Source organism: Actinoplanes sp. NPDC020271 (assembly GCF_044388125.1).
Classification (GTDB): domain Bacteria; phylum Actinomycetota; class Actinomycetes; order Mycobacteriales; family Micromonosporaceae; genus Actinoplanes.
The window spans coordinates 49,813-74,372 of record NZ_JBIRWQ010000038.1 but is presented as its reverse complement, the minus strand read 5'-3'; the positions used below and the strand labels follow the sequence as shown (position 1 = coordinate 74,372).

Sequence of the window (24,560 nt, the reverse complement as noted above, 5' to 3'; positions counted from 1 at the left end):
TATTCGTCGGCGGCCGGGATCTTCGGCAACGCCGGGCAGGGCAACTACGCGGCGGCCAACGCGTTCCTCGACGCCTACGCGGCGCAGCTGCGCGGCCAGGGCATCCCGGCCACCTCGATCGCCTGGGGCCTGTGGGACGCCGGCATGGGGGAGACGCTGACCGAAACCGACCGCGAGCGGATGCGGCGCGGCGGTGTCCTGCCGCTCACCGTCGAGCAGGGCCTGGCCGCCTTCGACGCCGCGCTCGGCGCCGGTACGTCGCTGGTCGTGCCGCTCGCAGTCGACACCGCGGCGCTGCGTGAGGCGACCGGGGCGCCGGCGCTGCTGCGCGGGCTGGTCCGCGGCCCGGTACGCGCCCCGGCCGGCACCACGCTGGGCCGCAGCCTGGCCGAACTGCCCGCCGAGCAGCGCGCCACGGCGGTCCTCGGCCTGGTCCGCACGCAGGTGGCCGACGTGCTCGGCTATCCCCGGGCCGACGACGTCGACCCGGCCCGGGCGTTCAGCGAGCTCGGCTTCGACTCGCTGACCGCCGTCGAGCTGCGCAACCGGATCACCACGGCGACCGGGCTGCGGCTGCCGTCCACGCTCGTCTTCGACTACCCGAACGCGACCGTTCTGGCCCAGCACGTCGCCGAGCAGCTCGCCGGCGCGGCCCCGGTCACGGCCGCGCCCGTCACCGCCACCCGGGTCGACGAGCCGATCGCCATCGTCGCCATGGCCTGCCGCTATCCCGGCGGCGTGACCGGCCCGGACGAGCTGTGGGAGCTGGTCGCGGGCGGGCGTGACGCGGTCGGTCCGTTCCCGCACGACCGCGGCTGGGACCTGGAGAACCTGTTTCATCCCGACCCCGATCACGCCGGGACCACGTACGCGCGGGCCGGCGGCTTCCTCGACGACGCTAGTGCCTTCGACCCGGGACTGTTCGGCATCTCACCGCGCGAGGCGCTCGCCATGGACCCGCAGCACCGGCTGCTGCTGGAGACGTCGTGGGAGGCGTTCGAGGGCGCGGGGATGGATCCGCGGTCGCTGCGCGGATCCCGGACCGGTGTGTTCGTCGGCGTCATGTACGGCGACTACGCGACCGTGCTGGAACAGGCGGAGGCCGAGGTGGAGGGCTTCCTCGGCACCGGCGGCAGCATCGCGTCCGGCCGGATCTCGTACACCTTCGGCCTGGAGGGCCCGGCCGTCACCGTCGACACGGCGTGCTCGTCGTCGCTGGTGGCGCTGCACCTGGCCGCCCAGGCGCTGCGCAACGGCGAATGTGACGCGGCGCTGGCCGGCGGCGTCACGGTGATGGCCACGCCCGGGACGTTCATCGGCTTCTCCCGGCAGCGCGGCCTGTCACCGGACGGCCGCTGCCGGTCGTTCGCCGAGGGCGCGGACGGCACCGGCTGGGCCGAGGGTGTCGGCATGCTGCTGGTGGAGCGGCTCTCCGACGCGGAGCGTCTCGGCCACCCGGTGCTCGCCGTCGTTCGCGGGAGCGCGGTGAACCAGGACGGCGCGTCGAACGGGCTGACCGCGCCGAACGGTCCGTCGCAGCAGCGGGTGATCCGGGCGGCGCTGGCGGCCGGCGGCCTGAGCCCCGCTGATGTGGATGCCGTGGAGGCCCACGGCACGGGTACGTCGCTGGGTGATCCGATCGAGGCGCAGGCGCTGCTCGCGACCTATGGTCAGGATCGGTCGGAGCCGTTGTGGCTGGGCTCGGTCAAGTCGAACCTGGGGCACACGCAGGCGGCGGCCGGTGTCGCCGGTGTGATCAAGATGGTGCAGGCGATGCGGTACGGCGTCCTCCCGCGCACTCTGCACGTCGACGAGCCGTCGACGAAGGTGGACTGGACGGCCGGGGCGGTCGAGCTGCTCACGTCGTCGCGGGACTGGCCGTCGGTGGATCGTCCGCGGCGAGTGGCGGTGTCGTCGTTCGGCATCAGCGGCACCAACGCGCACGTCATCGTCGAGGCGGTTCCGGCCGCCGAACCGATGCCGACCGCGCCGGCGCTCCCGGTGGTGCCGATGGTCGTCAGCGCGGCGAGCGAGGCGGCGCTCGACCGGCAGCTGCCTCGGCTCACCACCTCGGCCGACGCGGCCTGGACGCTGACGCATCGCGCGCTGCTGCCGCACCGTGCGGTCACCGTCGGCGATTCGGTGATCCGAGGCGTCGCGTCACCCGGCCGGCTGGCGATCGTCTTCACCGGTCAGGGTTCGCAGCGCGCGGAGATGGGCCGTGAGTTGTATCAGGCGTTCCCGGTGTTCGCGCAGGCGTTCGACGAGGTGTCGGCGTTGCTGGACATCCCCGATCTCGACCCGGATCAGACGGGGTGGGCGCAGCCGTCGATCTTCGCGTTGGAGGTGGCGCTGCTGGCGCTGGTCCGTTCGTGGGGGATCACGGCGGATGTGTTCGCCGGGCATTCGATCGGTGAGATCACCGCGGCGTACGCGCGCGGCGACCTGTCGCTGGCGGACGCGGCGACGCTGATCTCGGCGCGGGCCCGGTTGATGCAGGCGCTGCCCTCCGGTGGGGTGATGCTGGCCGTGCAGGCCTGCGAGGACGAGGTGCGCGCCGCGTTCCCGGATGTCGATCTCGCCGCGGTCAACGGTCCGCGCTCGGTTGTCGTCGCCGGCCGGGAAGCGGACGTTGCGCCGGTAGAGGCGCAGGGGTGGAAGACGACACGGCTGCGGACCAGTCACGCGTTCCACTCGCGGCTGATGGACCCGATGCTGGAGGAGTTCCGGGCGGCGATCGCGGCGATCCCGGACGCCGACCACTGGGTCGGTCACGTGCGTGACACGGTCCGCTTCGGCGACACGATCGCGGCGCTCGACGCGGACCGGGTGCTGGAACTCGGCCCGGACACCGTGCTGGCGACGCTGGCTCGTGAGGCCGACCTGGTCGCTGTGGCCGCCATGCGCCGCGGCCGATCCGAGGTCGAGACGCTGCTGACCGCGGTGGCGGAGCTGTTCGTGCGGGGCGAGCACGTGGACTGGCGGGCCGTGCTCGGCGGTGGCCACCTCGTCGAGGTGCCTCGCTACGCGTTCGACCACCAGCGTTTCTGGCCGCTGCGCCGCAGCCGCCCGGCCGCCGGCGCGGGCGAGCTCGGCCTGATCGGGACCGGTCATCCGCTGCTCGGCGCGGCGGTGGAGCTGCCCGGCAGCGAGACCATCGTGCTGACCGGGTACGTGTCGACCGGCACCCACCCGTGGCTGGCCGACCACACGGTCCTCGGCGCCACCGTCGTGCCCGGCGCCGCGCTGGCCGAGATGTCGTTCGCCGCCGGCACGCGGGTCGGGCTGCCGGTGCTCGACGAGCTGGTGCTGCAGGCCCCGCTGACCCTGCCGCCCGGCGGTGGCGCCCAGCTGCGCACCACGATCGACCCGGCCGGGACCGGTGGGCGGCGGCGGCTCACCGTCCATGCCCGCCCCGACGACGACGCGCCGTGGACCGTTCACGCGACGGGCGTGCTCGCGCCGGACGGCGGGCCGGCCGACGAGACCGACCTGCTCGTCTGGCCGCCGGAGGGCGCGACAGCGGTGCCGCTCGACGGACTCTACGAGGCGTTCGCGGACGCCGGCCTCGGTTACGGCCCGTCGTTCCGTAGGCTCCGGCGGGCCTGGCGCTCCGGCGACGCGGTGTTCGCCGAGGTCACGACCACGGAGCCGGATGACGGGTTCGGCGTGCACCCGGTGCTGCTGGACGCGGCGCTGCACGCGATCGGCGTGGGTGACCTGCTGCCGCCGTCGGCCGGCGCGCACCTGCCGTTCACGTTCGCGGGTGCCCGGCTGTCCCGCCCGGCGGGCGCCACGCTGCGGGTGCGGCTGACCCCGGGCGGCACCGAGGGATCGGTGCGCCTGGCGCTCGCCGACGAGTCGGGTCTCCCGGTCGCCGAGATCCACAGCCTGGTGCTGCGCCCGCTGTCGGCGGCGCGTCCCGGTGGTGCGGCCGACCGGTTGCTGTTCGGCGTGGAGTGGATTCGTCAGGATGTGACGGGCACTCCCGCACCCGCCATCACGCTCGGCGACCCTCTGCCGGAGCCGGTGGACGTGCTGGTGGTGGACGCGACGAGGCCGGTTGCCGGCTCGGCCCTGACGATGCTTCAGGAGTGGCTCGCCGACCCGGCGTGGGCGCGGTCGCGCCTGGTCGTCCGCACTCACGGCTCGGATCCGGACGCGGCGGCGCTGTGGGGGCTGGTGCGCAGCGCTCAGTCCGAGCACCCGGACCGGATCCACCTGCTGGACGGGCCGGACGACGTGTTCTACCCGGTGCCGCAGGCGCGGGTGCGCGAGGGTGTGGTCGAGGTGCCGCGCCTGGTCCGCGTGGGGACGAGCGGGACGCCGGACTTCGGTGACGGTGCCGTGGTGGTGACCGGCGCGACCGGGACACTCGGCGGATTGGTGGCGCGGCACCTGGTCCGGGCACACGGGGTGGAGCGTCTGATCCTGGTGTCGCGTTCCGGACTGCCGGTGGAGATCGAGGGCGCTCAGGTCCGCTCGATCGCCTGTGATCTCGGTGATGCGGCGGCGGTGGCCGACGCGTTGCGGGGTGAGCGGATTTCCGCCGTGGTGCATGCGGCGGGTGTGCTCGATGACGGTCTGTTGGAGTCGTTGACGGCGGAGCGTCTGGCGGCGGTGTTCCGGGCGAAGGCCGATGCGGCGAGGAATCTGGTCGCGGCGATCGGTGATGTGAAGGCGCTGGTCTTTTTCTCGTCGGCGGCGGGGATCTTCGGCAACGCGGGGCAGGGCAACTACGCGGCGGCCAACTCGTTCCTCGACGCCTACGCCGAGCGGCTGCGCGCGGAGGGTGTGCCGGCGACCTCGATCGTCTGGGGCCTGTGGGATGCCGGCATGGGTGGCACGCTCAGCGACGGTGATCGGGAGCGGATGCGCCGCGGCGGGATCGTGCCGCTCAGCGTCGAGCAGGGTTTGGCCGCCTTCGACGCCGCGGCCGGCAGCGGCCGGGCGGTCGTCGCGGCGCTCGGCGTCGACACGGCGGCGCTGCGCACCGCCGACTACGTGCCACCGCTGCTCAGCGGTCTGGTGCCGACGCGGGCCGCCGTTCCGGCGGAGAACTCGCTCGCCCAGCGCCTCACCGGGCTGCCCCAGAAGGACCGGGCCCGGGTGCTGCAGACCCTGGTCAGCACGCACGTCGGTGGCGTTCTCGGCTACGCCGGGACCGACCAGCTCGACCCCGAGCGGGCCTTCAGCGAGCTCGGCTTCGACTCGCTCACCGCGGTCGAGCTGCGCAACCGGCTGGCCGCGGCGACCGGGCTGCGGCTGCCGTCGACGCTCGTCTTCGACTATCCGAACGCGGTGCTGCTCGCCGCGCACCTCGCGGGCGAACTCGGCGGCCGGGAGGCGCCGGCGGAGGTCTCCGCTTCCGGAGCCGACCTCGGTGAGCCCATCGCGATCGTCGGCATGGCCTGCCGGTACCCCGGCGGCGTGACCAGCCCGGACGAGCTGTGGGACCTGGTCGTGACCGGACGCGACGGCGTCGGCGCGTTTCCCGCCGACCGCGGCTGGGACCTGGAGAACCTGTACCACCCGGACCCGGACCACCCCGGGACCACCTACACCCGCGAGGGTGGCTTCCTCACCGGCGCGGCCGACTTCGACCCCGGCCTCTTCGGCATCTCGCCGAGGGAGGCCCTGGCCATGGATCCGCAGCAGCGGCTGCTGCTGGAGACGTCGTGGGAGGCGTTCGAGCGGGCCGGGATCGACCCGACCGGGCTGCGCGGGCAGCGGATCGGCGTGTTCGCCGGGGTGATGTACCACGACTACGGGTCGCAGACCGCCGAGGTGCCACCCGGGGTCGAGGGCTTCCTCAGCACCGGAAGCTCGGGAAGCGTGGCCTCGGGGCGGGTGTCGTACACGTTCGGCCTGGAGGGTCCGGCCGTCACGGTCGACACGGCGTGCTCGTCCTCGCTGGTGGCGCTGCACCTGGCCGCCCAGGCGGTCCGCAACGGCGAGTGCGAGGCCGCGCTCGCCGGCGGTGTCACCGTGATGGCCACGCCGAACACGTTCATCGGCTTCTCGCGGCAGCGCGGGCTCTCGGCCGACGGCCGGTGCCGGTCGTTCGCCGAGGGCGCGGACGGCACCGGCTGGGCCGAAGGTGTCGGCATGCTGCTGGTGGAGCGGCTCTCCGACGCGCGGCGGCTCGGCCATCCGGTGCTCGCGGTCCTCCGCGGCAGCGCGGTCAACCAGGACGGCGCGTCGAACGGGCTGACCGCGCCGAACGGGCCGTCGCAGCAGCGGGTGATCCGGGCGGCGCTCGCCTCGGGTGGGTTGACGCCGGTCGACGTGGACGTGGTCGAGGCGCACGGCACCGGCACCTCGCTGGGTGATCCGATCGAGGCGCAGGCGCTGCTGGCCACCTATGGTCAGGACCGCTCGGAGCCAGTGTTCCTCGGGTCGATCAAGTCGAACCTCGGGCACACGCAGGCCGCGGCGGGTGTCGCCGGCATCATCAAGATGGTCCAGGCCATGCGGTACGGCGTCCTGCCCCGCACCCTGCACGTCGACCAGCCGTCCTCGCGGGTGGACTGGACCGCGGGCGCGGTCGAACTGCTCACCGAACCGCGCGACTGGCCGTCGGTGGACCGGCCCCGGCGGGCGGCGGTGTCGTCGTTCGGGATCAGCGGTACGAACGCGCACGTCATCCTGGAGGCTCCGCCGGCCGCGGCTCCGGCCGCGCCGGCGAGGACGTTGCCGGTGACCCCGATCGTGCTCAGCGCTGCCGATCCGGACGCGCTGGACGTGATGCAGGCCCGGGTCGAGCGGACCGGCGAGGTCGGGCGGGCGCTGGCCGGCCGGGCGGTGCTGCGGCATCGGGCGGTCGCGTTCGGCGACGGCGAGTTCCTGCGCGGTGAGGCCCGCCGGGCGCCCTTGGCGATCGTCTTCACCGGTCAGGGTTCGCAGCGCGTCGAGATGGGCCGTGAGTTGTATCAGGCGTTTCCGGTGTTCGCGCGGGCGTTCGACGAGGTGTCGGCGTTGCTGGACATTCCGGATCTGGACGTCGATCAGACGGGGTGGGCGCAGCCGTCGATCTTCGCGTTGGAGGTGGCGCTGCTGGCGCTGGTCCGTTCGTGGGGGATCACGGCGGATGTGTTCGCCGGGCATTCGATCGGTGAGATCACCGCGGCGTACGCGCGTGGTGATCTGTCGCTGGCGCAGGCGGCGACGCTGGTGTCGGCGCGGGCGCGGTTGATGCAGGCGCTGCCGTCCGGTGGGGTGATGCTGGCGGTGCAGGCTTCCGAGGACGAGGTGCGCGCCGCGTTCCCCGATGTCGATCTCGCCGCGGTCAACGGTCCGCGAGCGGTTGTCGTCGCCGGACTGGAAGACGACATCGCGCCGGTGGAGGCGCATGGGTGGAGGACGACGCGGCTGCGGACCAGTCACGCGTTCCACTCGCGGCTGATGGACCCGATGCTGGACGAGTTCCGGGCGGCGATCGCGGCGATCCCGGACGCCGACTACTGGGTCGGTCACGTGCGTGACACGGTCCGCTTCGGCGACACGATCGCCGGGCTGGGCGGTCATCGGGTGCTGGAACTGGGCCCGGACACCGTGCTGGCCACCATCGCTCGTGAGGCCGACCTGGTCGCGGTGGCGGCGTTGCGCCGGGGCCGGTCCGAGGCGGAGACCCTGCTCACGGCGGTGGCGGAGCTGTGGGTCGACGGGCAGGACGTGGACTGGGCCGCGCTGCTCGGCGACGGCCCGCGCTCCGACGTGCCCACCTATCCCTTCCAGCACCAGCGCTATTGGCTCGAGCCCACACCGCCCACCGGTGACGTCACCGCGGCCGGCCTCGACGACGCCGGGCATCCCCTGCTCGGCGCCGCGGTGGAGCTGCCCGGCAGCGGTGCGCTGCTGGTCACCGGCGTCCTGGGCGCGCAGCCGTGGCTCGCCGACCACCGCGTCCACGACACCGTCGTCGTGCCCGGGACCGCGCTGCTCGAAGTCGCGCTCGCCGCCGGTGCGCGCGCCGGCACCCCGGCCGTCGAGGAGCTGGTCCTGCGCGAGCCGCTGACTGCTCCCGCCCGCCTGCGCGTCGTGGTCGACGCCGCCGACGAGAACGGCCGCCGCGCCTTCGCCATCCACTCCGACACGGTCACCACGGCGACCGGTGTGCTCACGGCGGTGACCGCATCCGCCCACGTGACCACCGAACTGGTCGTCTGGCCGCCGGCCGACGCCGACGAGATCGACCTGGGTGGCCTCTACGAGGCGTTCGCCGACGCCGGCCTCGGTTACGGCCCGTCGTTCCGCGGGCTCCGGCGGGCCTGGCGGCGCGGAGCCACCGTCTTCGCCGAGATCAACACCGAGGACCCGATCGAGGGGTACGGCGTTCACCCGGCGCTGTTCGACGCCGCGCTGCACGCGGTCGGGGCCGGTGACATGCTCGCCGGCGCCGGCGCCCACCTGCCCTTCACGTTCTCCGGCGTCCGGTTGCATCGCCCGGCCGGGAACACCCTGCGCGTGCGGCTGACGCCCGGCGACGCCGAGGGGTCGGTCGCCCTGGCTCTCGCGGACGAATCGGGTCTCCCGGTCGCCGAGGCCGACCGACTGGTGCTGCGCCCGCTGACCGCCGTCCGTCCCGGCGCCACGGCCGATCGTCTCCTGTTCGGCATGGAGTGGATCCGCCAGGACGTGACGGGCACTCCCGCGCTCGCCATCACTCTGGGTGACCCGCTGCCGGAGCCGGTGGACGTGCTCGTGGTGGACGCGACCGCGCCCGGTGACGCGTTCACGCGCTCGACGGCGCTGCTACAGCTCCTCCAGGACTGGCTCGCCGATCGCGGCTGGGCGGAGTCCCGCCTGGTGGTCCGCACCCACGGCACGGATCCGGACGCGGCGGCGCTGTGGGGGCTCGTGCGCAGCGCGCAGTCGGAGCATCCGGACCGGATTCATCTGCTGGACGGGCCCGCGGACGTGTTCTATCCGTTGCCGCAGGCTCGGGTCCGGGACGGCGTGGTCGAGGTGCCACGGCTGGCCCGGATCACCACGAGCGGAACGCCCGAGCTCGGTGACGGCGCCGTCGTGGTCACCGGGGCGACCGGGACGCTGGGCGGGCTGGTGGCGCAGCATCTGGTGCGGGCTCATGGCGTACGCCGGCTGATTCTGATGTCCCGGTCGGCGCAGCCGACGCCGATCGAGGGCGCCGAGGTGCGGGCGGTCGCCTGTGATCTCGGCGATGCGGCGGCGGTGGCCGAGGCGCTACGTGGTGAGCGGGTGTCCGCGATCGTTCATGCAGCCGGGTTGCTGGACGACGGGTTGCTGGAGTCGTTGACGCCGGAGCGTCTGGCGGCGGTGTTCCGGGCGAAGGTCGACGCGGCGAGGAACCTGGTCGCGGCCACGGGCGAGCTGAAGGCACTGGTCTTCTTCTCCTCGGCGGCCGGAATCTTCGGCAATGCGGGTCAGGGCAACTACGCGGCGGCGAATGCCTTCCTGGACACGTACGCGGAGCAGCTGCGCTCGGCAGGCGTGCCGGCGACCTCGATCGTGTGGGGGCTCTGGGACACCGGCATGGGTGGCACGCTCGGTGACGGGGACCGGGAGCGGCTGCGTCGCGGCGGCGTCCTCCCGCTCAGCGCCGAGCAGGGTCTGGCCGCTTTCGACGCGGCGCTCGCCGGCGACCGGGCGGTGGTCGCGGCGCTCGGCCTCGACACCGCGGCGCTGCGCACCGCACCGGTGGTCCCGGAGATCCTGCGCGGGCTCGTGCCGGGCCGCAGCGATCGGGCCACCAGCATGCTGGGCCGGCAGATCGCCGGGCTGCCCGAGGCCGAGCGGGACATCGCCGTGCGCGGACTGGTCCGCGGGCAGGTCGCCGAGGTGCTCGGCCACGCCGGCGCGGACCGGATCGCGGTCGGCCGGGCCTTCACCGAGCTCGGCTTCGACTCGCTGACCGCGGTCGAGCTGCGCAACCGGCTCGCGGCGGCGACCGGGCTTCGGCTGCCGTCGACGCTGGTCTTCGACTATCCGACGGTCGCGGCGCTGGCGGCGTACCTCTCGGGCGAACTCGGCGGCCGTGAGCCGGAGGCGGACGTCTCCACGACCGGGGCCGACTCGGGTGAACCCATCGCGATCGTCGGCATGGCCTGCCGGTACCCCGGCGGCGTGACCAGCCCGGACGAGCTGTGGAACCTGGTCGTCTCCGGTCAGGACGGCATCGTGGAGTTTCCCGGCGACCGTGGCTGGGACGTCGAGAACCTGTACCACCCCGACCCGGCCAACCCGGGCACGTCGTACACCCGGCACGGCGGCTTCCTGTCCGGCGCGGCCGATTTCGACCCCGGGCTGTTCGGGATCTCGCCGCGGGAGGCGCTCGCCATGGACCCGCAGCACCGGCTGCTGCTGGAGACCTCGTGGGAGGCCTTCGAACGGGCCGGCGTCGACCCGCTCGGCCTGCGCGGCTCGCGGACCGGCGTGTTCGTCGGCGTGATGTACAACGACTACGGCATCGTGCTCGACCGGTCGAGCGACAACGCGGAAGGCTTCCTGGGCACGACCGGGAGTGTCGCGTCCGGCCGGATCTCGTACACGTTCGGTCTGGAGGGCCCGGCCGTCACCGTCGACACGGCGTGCTCGTCGTCGCTGGTGGCGCTGCACCTGGCCGCCCAGGCGCTGCGCAACGGCGAATGTGACGCGGCGCTGGCCGGCGGCGTCACGGTGATGGCGACCCCGGCAACGTTCGTCGGGTTCTCCCGGCAGCGTGGGCTGGCCCCGGACGGCCGGTGCAAGTCGTTCGCCGAGGGCGCGGACGGCACCGGCTGGTCCGAGGGCGCCGGCGTCCTGCTGGTGGAGCGGCTCTCCGACGCGCGGCGGCTCGGCCACCCGGTGCTCGCGGTGGTGCGCGGTTCCGCGGTGAACCAAGACGGCGCGTCGAACGGGCTGACCGCGCCGAACGGTCCGTCGCAGCAGCGGGTGATCCGGGCGGCGCTGGCGGCCGGCGGCCTGAGCCCCGCCGACGTGGACGCGGTGGAGGCCCACGGCACCGGTACGTCGCTGGGTGATCCGATCGAGGCGCAGGCGCTGCTGGCCACCTATGGTCAGGATCGGTCGGAGCCGCTGTGGCTGGGCTCGGTCAAGTCGAACCTCGGGCACACGCAGGCGGCGGCCGGTGTCGCCGGTGTGATCAAGATGGTGCAGGCGATGCGGTACGGCGTCCTCCCGCGCACTCTGCACGTCGACGAGCCGTCGACGAAGGTGGACTGGACCGCCGGCGCGGTCGAAGTGCTCACGTCGTCGCGGGACTGGCCGTCGGTGGATCGTCCCCGGCGAGTGGCGGTGTCCTCGTTCGGCATCAGCGGCACGAACGCGCACGTGATCCTCGAGGCCCCGCCGGCCGCCGCGCCCGGCCCCGAGATGCCGTCGCTGCCGGTCGTCCCGCTCGTGCTCAGCGCCGCCGACCCGGACGCTCTGGACGTCATGGAGCGGCGCCTCGATCCGTCGGTCGATGGACTCGCGCCCACGCTGGCCACGCGCGCGGTCCTGCCGCACCGGGCGGCCCGCGTGGGAGAGACGACGGTCCGGGGCGTGGCCTCCGAGGGCCGGCTGGCGATCGTCTTCACCGGTCAGGGTTCGCAGCGCGCCGAGATGGGCCGGCAGCTGTATCAGGCGTTCCCGGTGTTCGCGCAGGCGTTCGACGAGGTGTCGGCGTTGCTGGACATCCCGGATCTCGACCCGGATCAGACGGGGTGGGCGCAGCCGTCGATCTTCGCGTTGGAGGTGGCGCTGCTGGCGCTGGTCCGTTCGTGGGGGATCACGGCGGATGTGTTCGCCGGGCATTCGATCGGTGAGATCACCGCTGCTTATGCGCGTGGTGATCTGTCGCTGGTCGAGGCGGCGACGTTGGTGTCGGCGCGGGCGCGGTTGATGCAGGCGCTGCCGGCCGGTGGCGTGATGCTGGCGGTGCAGGCTTCCGAGGACGAGGTCCGCGCCGCGTTCCCCGACGTGGACCTGGCCGCGGTCAACGGACCGCGAGCGGTGGTGGTCGCCGGCCGGGAAGAGGACATCGCGCCGGTGGAGGCGCACGGGTGGAAGACGACGCGGCTGCGGACCAGTCACGCGTTCCACTCGCGGCTGATGGACCCGATGCTCGACGACTTCCGGACGGCGATCGCGGCGATCCCGGACGCCGACTACTGGGTCAAGCATGTACGTGACACGGTCCGCTTCGCCGACACGATCGCCGCACTCGACGCGGACCGGGTGCTGGAACTCGGCCCGGACACCGTGCTGGCGATGCTGGCTCGTGAGGCCGACCTGGTCGCCGTGGCGGCGCTGCGCCGGGGCCGTGATGAAGTGGAAACGCTGCTCACCGCGGTGGCGGAGCTCTGGGTGCACGGGCAGCACGTCGACTGGACCGCGATCCTCGGGCGGGCGAACGCCGAGATCCCGACCTACCCCTTCCAACACCGCCGGTTCTGGCCGCGGCCCCGGCTCGGCGCCACCACCGACGTGGCCGGGCTCGGGCTGACCGGCACCGGTCACCCGATCCTCGGTGCGAGCACCGAGGTACCCGGCGCGGACCTGGTCCTGTTCACCGGCACGGTCAGCGCGGCCACCCACCCGTGGCTGCTCGACCACACCGTTCACGACATTCCCGTCGTCCCCGGCGCCGCCCTCGCCGAGATGGCCCTCGCGGCCGGGGCGATGACCGGAGCGCCGGTGCTCGACGAACTGCTGCTGCACGCCCCGCTGGAAGTGCACGGGATGGTCCAGGTCCGCGTCACCGTGCGGGCGCCCGAGGACGGCCGGCGGACGGTGACGGTCAACTCCCGGTCCGCCGGGGACGAGGCGTGGACCGAGAACGCGTCCGGGCAGCTGAGCGCCGACGAGGGAGCGGAAGCGGACACCGTCGTGGTGCCGGCCGACGCCGAGGAGATCGTGCTCGAGGACTTCTACCCGGCCATGGCCGGTGCCGGCCTCGGCTACGGTCCCGCCTTCCAAGGCTTGCGGCGCGTCTGGCGGGCCGGCTCGGAGGTGTACGCCCGGGTCGAGCTTCCGGAACACGCCGACGGCTTCCTGCTCTCGCCGGCCCTGCTCGACAGCGTCCTGCACGCGGTGGCCGCCGGTCAGCTGGTCGACACCGTGCAGCTGCCGTTCGCGTTCACCGGGGTCCGCCTGGCCGGGACCGGCGCCCGGACACTGCTGGCCCGCCTGCGCCCGGCCGGCGCCGACGGCGTACGCCTGGACCTCGCCGACGGCGCCGGCCTCCCGGTCGGGACCGTCGAGCGGGTCACCCTGCGCCCGCTGCCGGCCGCCGCGGCCGGCCTGCGCACTGTCGAGTGGCAGCGCGTCCCGGTCGCGCCGGGCGGTGACATGAGCGACTGGCTGGTGCTGCCGCTCGGCGCGCCCCTACCGGCGACCGTCCCGCCGATCGTGGTGCTCGACGCCACCACACCCGCGGCCACGGCCACGGCGGTGCGGGACGGGCTGAGCGCCGTACTGGACATCGTTCAGGGTCTTGCCCGCACCGACAGCCACCTCGTGGTGCACACGCACGGTGCGGTGGCGACCGGTGCCGCCGACGCGGTGCCCGGGATCGACCACGCCGCGATCTGGGGTCTGGTGCGCACGGCGCAGACCGAGAACCCGGGACGGATCACGCTCATCGACGCCGAGACCCTGGTGCCGGGCATCGTCGAGACCGGAGTAGCGCAGGCGGCCGTCCGCGACGGCGTGGTGCTGAGCCCGCGCCTGGCCGGCATCACGACCGAGGCCGTACGGCCGGAGCTCGGCACGGGCACCGTGCTGCTCACCGGCGCGACCGGCGCGCTCGGCACGGCCCTGGCGCGGCACCTGGTCACCACCCACGGCGTGAAGGACCTGCTGCTGGTCAGCCGCCGCGGCGACGGCGCTCCCGGCGCGGCCGAGCTGCTGGCCGAGCTCACCGCCGCGGGCGCCGACGTCCGCCTCGAAGCGTGCGACCTGGCCGACGCCGCCGCGGTTCGGGAGCTGCTCGACAACGTCCCGGTGAGCGCGGTCGTCCATGCGGCCGGCGTGACCGACGACGCGACGATCACCTCGCTGACGCCGGAACGCTTCACGACGGTTCTCGCCGCCAAGGTGGACGCGGCGGCCAACCTGCGTGCCGCCACCAGCGGGCGATCGCTGACCGCGTTCGTGCTGTTCTCCTCGATCGCCGGTCTGCTCGGCAACGCCGGACAGGGCAACTACGCGGCGGCGAACACCTGGCTCGACGCCTACGCCGCCCGGCTGCGGTCCGAGGGCGTCCCGGCCACCTCGATCGCCTGGGGCCTGTGGGCCGGCGGCATGGGCGCCGCCCTCACCGGCGGCGACCGGGAACGGATGCGGCGCGGCGGCGTGGAACCCCTGGAGACCCCGGCCGCGCTGGCCCTGTTCGACGCGGCCCTCAGCTCCACCTCGTCGCTGGTCGTCGCCGCCGCCGGGCGGCTGCCCGACCTGGTCCCGGCCCGGCCGAAGCCCAAGGCGGCCGGACCCTCCGGGCGCGACAAGGCGCTCGCCAAGCAGCTTGCCGGCCTCACTCCGGCGGAACGGACCCGCGTGCTGCTGGGCCTGGTACGCACCCACGCGGTCGCCGTGCTCGGACACGGCGACCAGTCCGAGGTGGCCGACACCCGGGCCTTCGGCGAGCTGGGCTTCGACTCGCTCACGGCCGTCGAGTTCCGCAACCGCCTGGCCGCCGACACCGGCCTGCGGCTCGCCCCGAGCCTGATCTTCGACCACCCGACCCCGCTGGCCCTGGCCGAGGCCCTGCGCGAGCAGATCGCCCCGGACGACGTGGCCGAGGGCGACGCCGCCCTGCTGGCCGAGCTGGCCCGCCTGGAGGCCGGCCTGGCCGCCGGAACCGCCGGCGAGGCCACCCGCACCCGGATCGCGCTGCGGCTGGGCGCCCTGCTGGCCGGGCTGAAGGCCACCACCAGCGGCGACGAGACCGCCGCGCCCAACGACGACGACATCACCACGGCCGACGACGACGAGCTGTTCAGCCTGCTCGACAACGAACTCGGCGCCAACTGAGGAGAAACATGGACACCGAAGCGAAGCTCCGCGATTACCTCAAGCGGGCCACGGCCGACCTTCGGCAGGCCCGCCGCGACCTCCTCGACGTCCAGGAGCGCGCCGCCGAACCGGTCGCCATCATCGGCATGGCCTGCCGGTACCCCGGCGGCGTGGAGACGCCCGCCCAGCTCTGGGAGCTGCTGGCCGAGGGCCGCGACGCGATCACCGGCTTTCCCGAGGACCGCGGCTGGGACGTGCCGGACGGCGACTTCGCGCACGAGGGCGGCTTCCTCGACGACGCGGGCGCGTTCGACCCGGCCGTCTTCGGCATCTCGCCGCGCGAGGCCCTGGCCATGGACCCGCAGCAGCGGCTGCTGCTGGAGACCGCGTGGGAGGCGTTCGAGCGGGCCGGCCTCGACCCGCTCGGCGTGCGCGGGTCCCGGACGGGCGTGTTCGCCGGCGTGATGTACCACGACTACGCGGCCCAGCTGACCACGCTGCCCGACGGCGTCGAGGGCTACCTGGCCACGGGAACCTCGGGCAGCGTGGTGTCCGGGCGGGTGGCGTACACGTTCGGGCTCGAGGGCCCGGCGCTGACCATCGACACCGCCTGCTCGTCGTCGCTGGTCGCGCTGCACCTGGCGGTCCAGTCGCTGCGGCGTGGCGAGTGCGCGATGGCGCTGGCGGGCGGCGTCACGGTGATGGCCAGTCCGAGCACGTTCGTCGAGTTCGCGCGGCAGGGCGGGCTGGCCGGCGACGGACGGTGCAAGCCGTTCGCCGAGGCTGCCGACGGCACCGGCTGGTCCGAGGGCGCCGGCCTGGTGCTGGTCGAGCGGCTCTCCGACGCGCAGCGGCTCGGCCACCCGATCCTCGCGGTGATCCGCGGCTCGGCGGTCAACCAGGACGGCGCCTCCAACGGCCTGACCGCCCCGAACGGACCGTCCCAGCAACGCGTCATCCTCGACGCGCTCGCCGACGCACGCCTGACCCCGGACCAGATCGACGTGGTCGAGGCGCACGGCACCGGCACCCGGCTCGGCGACCCGATCGAGGCGCAGGCCCTGCTGACCACCTACGGCCGGGAGCGAGCGAAGCCGCTGCTGCTCGGCTCGCTCAAGTCGAACCTCGGGCACACCCAGGCCGCCGCCGGCGTGGGCGGCGTGATCAAGATGGTCGAGGCGATGCGGCACGGTGTGCTGCCGAAGACCCTGCACGTCGACGCGCCGTCGTCGCACATCGACTGGTCGGCCGGCACGGTCGAGCTGCTCACTTCGTCAAGGTCCTGGCCGCCGGCGGACCGTCCCCGGCGTGCGGCCGTCTCCTCGTTCGGCTTCAGCGGCACGAACGCGCACGTCATCCTGGAGCAGGCCCCGCCCGCGGAGGAGGCCGCACCCGGCACGCAGGAGATCGTTCCGCTGCTGCTCGCCGGCGCGGACGCCGCCGGGCTGCGGGCCCGCGCCGCCTCGGTCGCCGGCCACCCGGCGTCACCGGCCGACCTCGGCGCCACGCTGCTCACCCGCGGCTCGCTGCCGGCCCGCGCGATCGCCTGGGACGCCGAGACCCTCGCCGCCGCCGCGAACGGCATGCCGGCGGTGAGCGGCACCCCGCTCGGCAACACGGACGTCGTGTTCGTCTACCCGGGTCAGGGCGGTCAGTGGTTGCACATGGCGGTCGGGCTGTTGGGGGATGAGTCGTTCGCGGCCCGGTTGCGGGAGTGTGACGAAGCGTTGCGGCCGTTGGTGGGTTTCTCGGTCGAGGAGGTGCTGCGGTCGGACGAGTCGTGGTTGAGCAGGGTGGAGGTTGTTCAGCCGGTGTTGTGGGCGGTCGGTGTGGCGTTGACCGCGTGGTGGCAGGCGTACGGGGTGGTCCCGGCTGCGGTGGTCGGTCATTCGCAGGGTGAGGTGGTCGCGGCGGTGGTGGCCGGGGCGTTGTCGGTGCGCGACGGTGCCCGGGTGGTGGCGGCGCGGTCGCGGGCGTTGGTGGATCTGGACGGTACCGGGGGGATGGCGTCGATCGGTGCGAGTGCTGAAACGGTCACCGGCTGGTTGCGGGATGGGATCACGATTGCCGCGGTGAACTCGCCCGGTCAGGTGGTGGTGGCGGGGGAGCGGGCGGCGATCGTGGCGTTCGTGGCGTGGTGTGAGCGGCAGAGTGTGCGGGCGCGGCAGGTCGAGGTCGGTTACGCCTCGCATTCGGCGCAGGTGGAGCCGGTGCGTGCGGATGTGCTGACCGCGGTCGAGGACATCGCCGGTACGGTCCCGGTCATCCCGTGGTATTCGACGGTCACGGGTGAGCGGGTGACCGGGCCGGTCGGCGCGCGGTATTGGTGGGACAACTTGCGTCGGCCGGTGGAGTTCGCTCCGGTCGTCAGCCGGCTGGCCGAGGACGGGTTCCGGTTGTTCGCCGAGGTGTCCGGGCATCCGGTGCTGACCTTGGCGCTGGAGCAGTGCGCGCCGGAGGCCGGGGTGTGGGGCACCCTGCGCCGCGGTGAGGACGGCCCGGCCGCGCAGATCCGGGCGCTGGGCGAGGCCTGGGTACGCGGCGCCGACGTCGACTGGTCCGCCTGGCCCACCGACGGCCGGTGGCTGCCGGACCTGCCCACATACCCGTTCCAGCGCGAGCACTTCTGGCTCGCCTCCGCACCGGGCGCCGGCGACCTGGCCGCCGCCGGCCTCGACGGCACCGGCCACCCGCTGCTGGCCGCCACCGTCCTGCTTCCGGGCTCGGACACCGTCGTGTTCACCGGCCACGTCTCCCGCCGCAGCCAGCCGTGGCTCACCGACCACGACGTGCTCGGCACCGTCCTGGTCCCCGGCGCCGGCCTGCTCGAACTGGCCCTGGCCGCCGGTGAGCGGGCCGGCCTGCCCGTGGTTCGGGAACTGCTGCTGCAGACGCCGATGGCGCTGCCCGAGACCGGCGGCATCGACCTGCGTGTCACGGTGACCGGTGACCGGGCCGTCACCATCCACTCCCGTACCGACCGTGACCAGCCGTGGACCGAGCACGCCACCGGCACCCTGGCCGCGGCGTCCCCGGCCTCCTCGGACTTTCTGGCTGAGGCGAGCGAGACCCAGCCGTGGCCGCCGCGGGACGCCGAGCCGGCCGACCCGGACACCCTGTACGCGAACCTGGCCGACACCGGCCTGCTCTACGGTCCCGCCTTCCAGGGTCTGCGCCGGGTCTGGCGCGGCGCCGGCGAGATCTTCGCCGAGGTCACCCTGGACACCACGACCGACGGGTACGGCATCCACCCCGCCCTGCTCGACTCCTGCCTGCACGCCCTGGCCGCGGGCGGCCTGATCCCCGGCGACGCGGCCCGGCTGCCGTTCACGTTCACCGGCGCCCGCCTGCACGCGGTCGGCGCGAGCAGCCTGCGCGTCCGGCTCACGTCGGCCGCCGGGGCGGAGACGATCCGTCTCCGGGCGGTCGACGAGGGCGGCCGTCCGGTCCTCGACATCGACGCGGTGGCCGTGCGCCCGGCCACCGCCGCCGAGAAGGTCGAGCCCCTGCACACCCTGGACTGGGTCGAGGCCGAGGTTCCGGACGCGCCCGCGCGAGACCTGGTGGTCCTTGACTTCACGAGCGACGCCGACGCCGACCCGGCCGCGGTGCGCGAGCAGACCGCCCGGCTGCTCGCCGCGCTGCAGGAGACGACCGCCGGGCACGTCGTCGTGCGGACCAGCGGGGCCGTCGCCGCCACCGGCGAGGACACCGTGCCGGGGCTGGTCTCGGCCGCGCTCTGGGGCCTGGTCCGCTCGGCCCAGTCGGAGCAGCCGGGCCGTTTCACTGTCGTCGACGCTCCCGACGACGGCCGCCTGGCCGCGATCGTGGCCGCCGGCCACCCACAGGCCGCCGTGCGCGGCGACCGGATCCTCGTTCCCCGGGTGACCCGGCAGGCCCCGTCCGGCAACGAGCTGCCCGATCTGACCGGGGGCACGGTCGTGGTCACCGGCGCCACCGGCACGCTCGGCCGGCTCGTCACGCGTCACCTGGTGACGGCGCACGGGGTACGGGACCTGCTGCTGCTGTCGCGGTCCGGCGGGACCGTCGAGGTGGACGGCGCCACCGTCACCGCCGTCGCCTGCGACGTCACCGACCGCGAACAGGTCCTCGCCGCCCTGCGCGACGTGCCGGTGACCGCGGTCGTGCACACCGCGGGCGTGCTCGACGACGGGTTGCTGGCCGACCTGACGCGTGAGCGGCTGGACGCCGTGCTGCGGCTCAAGGTCGACGCCGTACGGCACCTGCACGACGCCACCGCCGGCCGGGACCTGGCCGCCTTCGTTCTCTTCTCCTCGGCCGCCGGCCTGCTCGGCAACGCCGGGCAGGCCAACTACGCCGCGGCCAACACGTTCACCGACGCGTTCGCCGCGTGGCGCCGCGCCCGTGGGCTCTCGGCCGTGTCGATGGCCTGGGGCCTGTGGGACACCGACGCCGGCATGGCCGGCCGCCTGACCGGCGCCGACCGGCGCCGGCTGCGCCGCGGCGGCGTCCTGCCGCTCGACGCGGCGACCGGCCTGGCGATGTTCGACGCCGCGCTGCGCGCCGATGCCGCCCTCGCGGTGCCGGTAGCGCTCAGCCTGCCCGCCCTGCGCGAGACCGCCGCGAGCGGCCTGCTGCCGGCCGTGCTCTCCGGCCTGGTGCGCACCGGACCGCGCCGCGCCGGCGGCGCCGGCTTCGCCGACCGGATCGCCGCCGTGTCCGACAGCGAGCGCGAGCAGACCGCCACCGAGCTGGTCCGCGGCACCATCGCGGCGGTGCTCGGCTTCGGCGCCGGCGGCGCCGTCGACCCGAACCGGGCGCTGCGCGAACTCGGTTTCGACTCGCTCACCGCGGTCGAGCTGCGCAACCGCCTGCAGCTGGCCACCGGGCTGACCCTGCCGGCGACGCTCGCCTTCGACTACCCGAACGCCCGCGCGATCGCCCGGTTCCTGCTCGAGAAGGTGCTCGGCGCCACCGCCGTCACCGCCTCGGCCGCACCGGCCCGCACCGACGAGCCGATCGCGATCATCGGCATGGCCTGCCGGTTCCCCGGCGGTGTGCGCTCGCCGGAGGATCTGTGGCGGGTGCTTCGCGACGGCGTCGACACGATCTCCGGCTTCCCGGCCGACCGCGGCTGGGACGACCTCGGCGGCGACTTCACCAAGCAGGGCGGTTTCCTCTACGACGCCGGTGACTTCGACGCCGGCCTGTTCGGCATCTCCCCGCGCGAGGCCCTGGCGATGGACCCGCAGCAGCGGCTGCTGCTGGAGATCTCGTGGGAGGCGTTCGAGCGGGCCGGGCTCGACCCGCTGGGCCGCCGCGGCGAGCGCGTCGGCGTCTTCACCGGCCTGATGTACCACGACTACGGCTCCGGCCTGACCACGCTGCCCGAGGGCGTCGAGGGCTATCGCGCGACCGGGGTGTCGGGCAGTGTCGCCTCGGGCCGGCTGGCTTACGTTTACGGCCTGGAGGGCCCCGCCCTCACCATCGACACCGCGTGCTCGTCGTCGCTGGTCACCCTGCACCTGGCGGCCGAGTCGCTGCGCCGTGGCGAGTGCACGATGGCCCTGGCCGGCGGCGTGTCGGTGATGGCCAACCCGAGCACGTTCGTCGAGGTGGCCCGGCAGGGCGCGACCGCGGCCGACGGGCGGTGCAAGCCGTTCTCGGCCGCCGCGGACGGCGCGACCTGGTCCGAGGGCGCCGGCATCCTGCTCGTCGAACGGCTCTCCGACGCCCGCCGGCTCGGCCACCCGGTGCTGGCCGTGATGCGCGGCTCCGCGGTCAACTCCGACGGCGCGTCCAACGGGCTGACCGCCCCCAACGGGCCGTCCCAGCAGCGGGTCATCCGGGCCGCGCTGGCCGGCGCCGGCCTGACCACGGGCGACGTGGACCTCGTCGAGGCGCACGGCACCGGCACCACGCTCGGTGACCCGATCGAGGCACAGGCGTTGCTGGCCACGTACGGGCAGCGCGACGGCGAGCCGCTCTACCTCGGCTCGGTCAAATCCAACCTCGGGCACACACAGGCCGCCGCCGGCGTCGCCGGGCTGATCAAGGCGGTGCTCGCGCTCGGCCACGGCGTGATGCCGCGCAGCCTGCACATCGACGCGCCGTCCCCGCACATCGACTGGCAGTCCGGGGCGGTGGCCCTGCTCGACACCGAACGCGACTGGCCCGAGCTGGACCGTCCGCGCCGCGCGGCCGTCTCGTCGTTCGGCATCAGCGGGACCAACGCCCACATCATCCTGGAGCAGGCCGAGCCGGCCGAGCCCGCGCCGGCGAACGCGGACCTGCCGGTCGTCCCGCTGCCGCTGTCCGGCCGGGACGCCGGCGCGCTCGCCGGGCAGGCCCGCCGGCTGGCCGGTTTCCTGCGCGAGCATCCCGGGGTGCCGGCCGTCGACGTCGCCCACACGCTGGCCGGACGCGCTCAGCTCGAGCACCGGGCCGTCGTGCTCGGCGCCGACCTCGACGCCCTCGCGGCGCTGGCCGACGCCCGGCCGACGCCCGGCGCGGTCAGCGGCACGAGCGGCCCGGCCGGCGGTGTCGTCTTCGTCTTCCCCGGCCAGGGCGGTCAGTGGGTGGGCATGGCGGCCGACCTGCTGGACAACTCCCCGCAGTTCGCGGCCCGGCTGCGGGAGTGCGACGCCGCGCTGGGCCAGCACCTCGGCTACTCGGTCGAGCAGGTGCTGCGCGAGGGCCGCGAACTGGACCGGCTCGACGTGGTCCAGCCGGTGCTGTTCGCGGTGATGGTGTCCCTGGCCGCCTGGTGGCAGGCGCACGGCGTCACCCCGGCCGCGGTGGTCGGGCACTCCCAGGGCGAGATCGCCGCGGCCTGTGTCGCCGGGGCCCTGACTCTCGAGGACGCGGCGCGGATCGTGGCGCTGCGCAGCATCGAGATGATGTCGATCGCCGGGGCCGGGGCGATGCTCGCGGTCGCCGCTCCCGAGGCCGGCATCGTCCTGGCCGACGGGGTGGAGATCGCCGCCGTCAACGGCCCGGCCTCGGTGATCCTGACCGGCACCGAGGACGGCATCGAATCCATGGCGGCGGCGTACGAAGCCGCCGGCGTCCGGGCCCGCCGGATCAAGGCCAGCGCGGCCGGGCACTCGGCGCAGGTCGAGGTGCTGCGCGAGCGGGTCCTGGAGCTGCTCGCCGACGTCCGCATCAGTGCCGCCCGGGTGCCGTGGTACTCGACCGTGCGGGCCGAGCCCATGGCGCCCGAGGACGGCGCCGGCTACTGGTACGACAACCTGCGGCAGCCGGTCCGCTTCGCCGACGCCGTGCAGCGCCTGGCCGCCGACGGCTACCGGCACTTCGTCGAGGTCAGCCCGCACCCGGTGCTGACCGGCGCGATCCAGGACACCGCCGCCGACGCGGCGGTCACCGGCACGCTGCGCCGCGACGAGCCCGGGCGCGCGGTGACCACCCTGGCCGAGGCCTGGGTGATCGGCGTCCCGGTGGACTGGTCCACCGTGCTGACCGGGACACGTCGCGCGCCCGGCGTGCCCACCTACCCGTTCCAGCGGCAGCACTACTGGCTCGCCGACGAGCCCGGCGCGGCCCGCACCGACCCGCAGAGCGACGAGTTCTGGGCCGCGGTCGAGGCCACCGACGCCGGCCGGCTCGGTGAGGCGCTCGGGCTGGACCCGGCCGCGCTCGCCCCGGTGCTGCCCGCCCTGGCCGGATGGCACCGCGGCCGGCAGGAACGCTCCGTGGTGGACCGGTGGCGGTTCCGGATCGCCTTCACGCCGCTGCCCGAGCCCGAGCCCGGGCGGCTCGACGGCACGTGGCTGGTCCTGCACCCGGACGGCGCCGACCCGTCCGACGTCACCCTCGCGCTGATCGGCGCCGGCGCGGACGTCGAGCAGGCCACGGAACTGCCGGACAAGCCGTACGCGGGAATCGTCTCGATGCTGGACGTCACCGGCACCCTCGCGCTGATGCGCGCGCTCGCCGGCACCACCACACCGCTGTGGCTCCTGACCCGGGGCGCGGTCTCGGCCGTCCCCGGCGACCCGGCCGCCCTGCCCGGCCCGGCCCAGGTGTGGGCGCTGGGTCGCACGTTCGCCCTGGAGCACCCGGAGGCGTGGGGCGGCCTGATCGACCTGCCGGCCGTCCTGGACTCACGGGCCGGCGACCGGATCACCGCGGTGCTGGCCGGGCTCCACGACGAGGACCAGGTGGCGATCCGCTCCACCGGGGTGCTCGCCCGCCGCCTGGTGCCGGCGCCGGCCGATCCGACCGCGCCGCTGTGGACCCCGCGCGGCACCGTGCTGATCACCGGCGGCACCGGCGCCCTCGGTGCCCACGTGGCCCGGTGGGCCGCCACGGCCGGGGCCGAGCACGTGGTGCTGACCAGCCGCCGCGGCCCGGACGCGCCCGGCGCGGCGGAGCTTCGCCACGAGCTGGAGGCGCTGGGCGTACGCGCGACGATCGCGGCCTGCGACACGGCCGACCGCAAGCAGACAGCGGCCCTGCTGGCCGATCTGGATCAGCCGGTGAACGCGGTCATCCACGCGGCCGGCACCCTGGACCCGATCCTGATCGCCGACACGACCGAGGCCGATCTGGCCTACGTCAGCGGCGGCAAGGTCGACGGCGCGGTGCACCTGCTCGACCTGATCGACCCGGCCCACCTCGATCAGGTGGTGCTGTTCTCGTCCAACGCCGGTGTCTGGGGCAGCGCGCGGCAGGGCGTCTACGGCGCGGCCAACGCCGCCCTGGACGCGCTGGCCGAGCAGGCCCGGGAACGAGGGTTGCCGGTCACCTCGGTGGCCTGGGGCCTGTGGGGCGGCGGCGGCATGGCCGAGGACAGCGGCGGCGAGGACTACATGCGCAAGCGCGGCTTCCGGGCGATGGACCCGGCGGCCGCGATCACCGCGATGCGGCAGGCCGCCGGGGCCGGGGACGCGTTCCTGGCGGTGGCCGACGTGGACTGGCCGCTGTTCGCCGGCGCGTTCACCTTCGCCCGGCCGCGGCCGCTGATCGCCGACCTGCCCGAGGTACGGGCGATGCGGGAGAGCGCCGAGGCCGCGCCGGCCGCGGACGCCGGGGCCGGACTGCGCCGGGAGCTGGCCGAGGCGGCGCCGCACGAGCACGAGCAGATCGTGCTGGACCTGGTGCGCGGGCACGCCGCCGCGGTGCTCGGGCACGCCTCGGCCGACGCGGTCGACGCCCGGCGGCCGTTCAAGGAGTTCGGCTTCGACTCGCTGACCGCCGTCGACCTGCGCAACCGCCTGACCCGGGCCACCGGGCTCACCCTGCCGGCCACGCTGGTCTTCGACCACCCGACCCCGGCCGCGGTGGCGAAGCTGCTGCTCGACCGGCTCAACGGCGGGGAGAACGGCCCGGAGGCGGTGCTGGCCACCATCGACCAGCTGGCCAAGGAGCTCACCGCCACCGCCGGGGACACCGCGTTGCGCCTGCGCGCCGAGATGTTGCTGCGCGGGCTGCTCGACGGGCTGGGCGAGACCAAGGAACCGGCGGCGGACGCCACGGTCGACCTGGAGTCGGCCAGCGCCGACGAGGTGTTCCGCTTCATCGACGAGCTCGGCGTGGGGTAAAGCCCCAGCTAGGGGAGCGCTAGGGGTAGGGCGGCCCGC

2 protein-coding genes are annotated in these 24,560 nt (G+C 74.6%); both read left to right on the top strand.

Annotated features, from left to right (window positions below):
- A partial coding sequence (locus ACH442_RS43910) for an SDR family NAD(P)-dependent oxidoreductase (RefSeq protein WP_396344116.1) occupies positions 1 to 14,994 on the top strand: 14,994 nt, incomplete at its 5' end.
- Between the two features lie 8 nt (positions 14,995 to 15,002).
- Positions 15,003 to 24,521 carry a type I polyketide synthase gene (locus tag ACH442_RS43905; protein ID WP_396344115.1) on the top strand — a complete coding sequence of 3,173 codons (9,519 nt, stop codon included), beginning with the start codon at positions 15,003 to 15,005 and terminating at the stop codon, positions 24,519 to 24,521.
- Positions 24,522 to 24,560 lie beyond the last annotated feature (39 nt).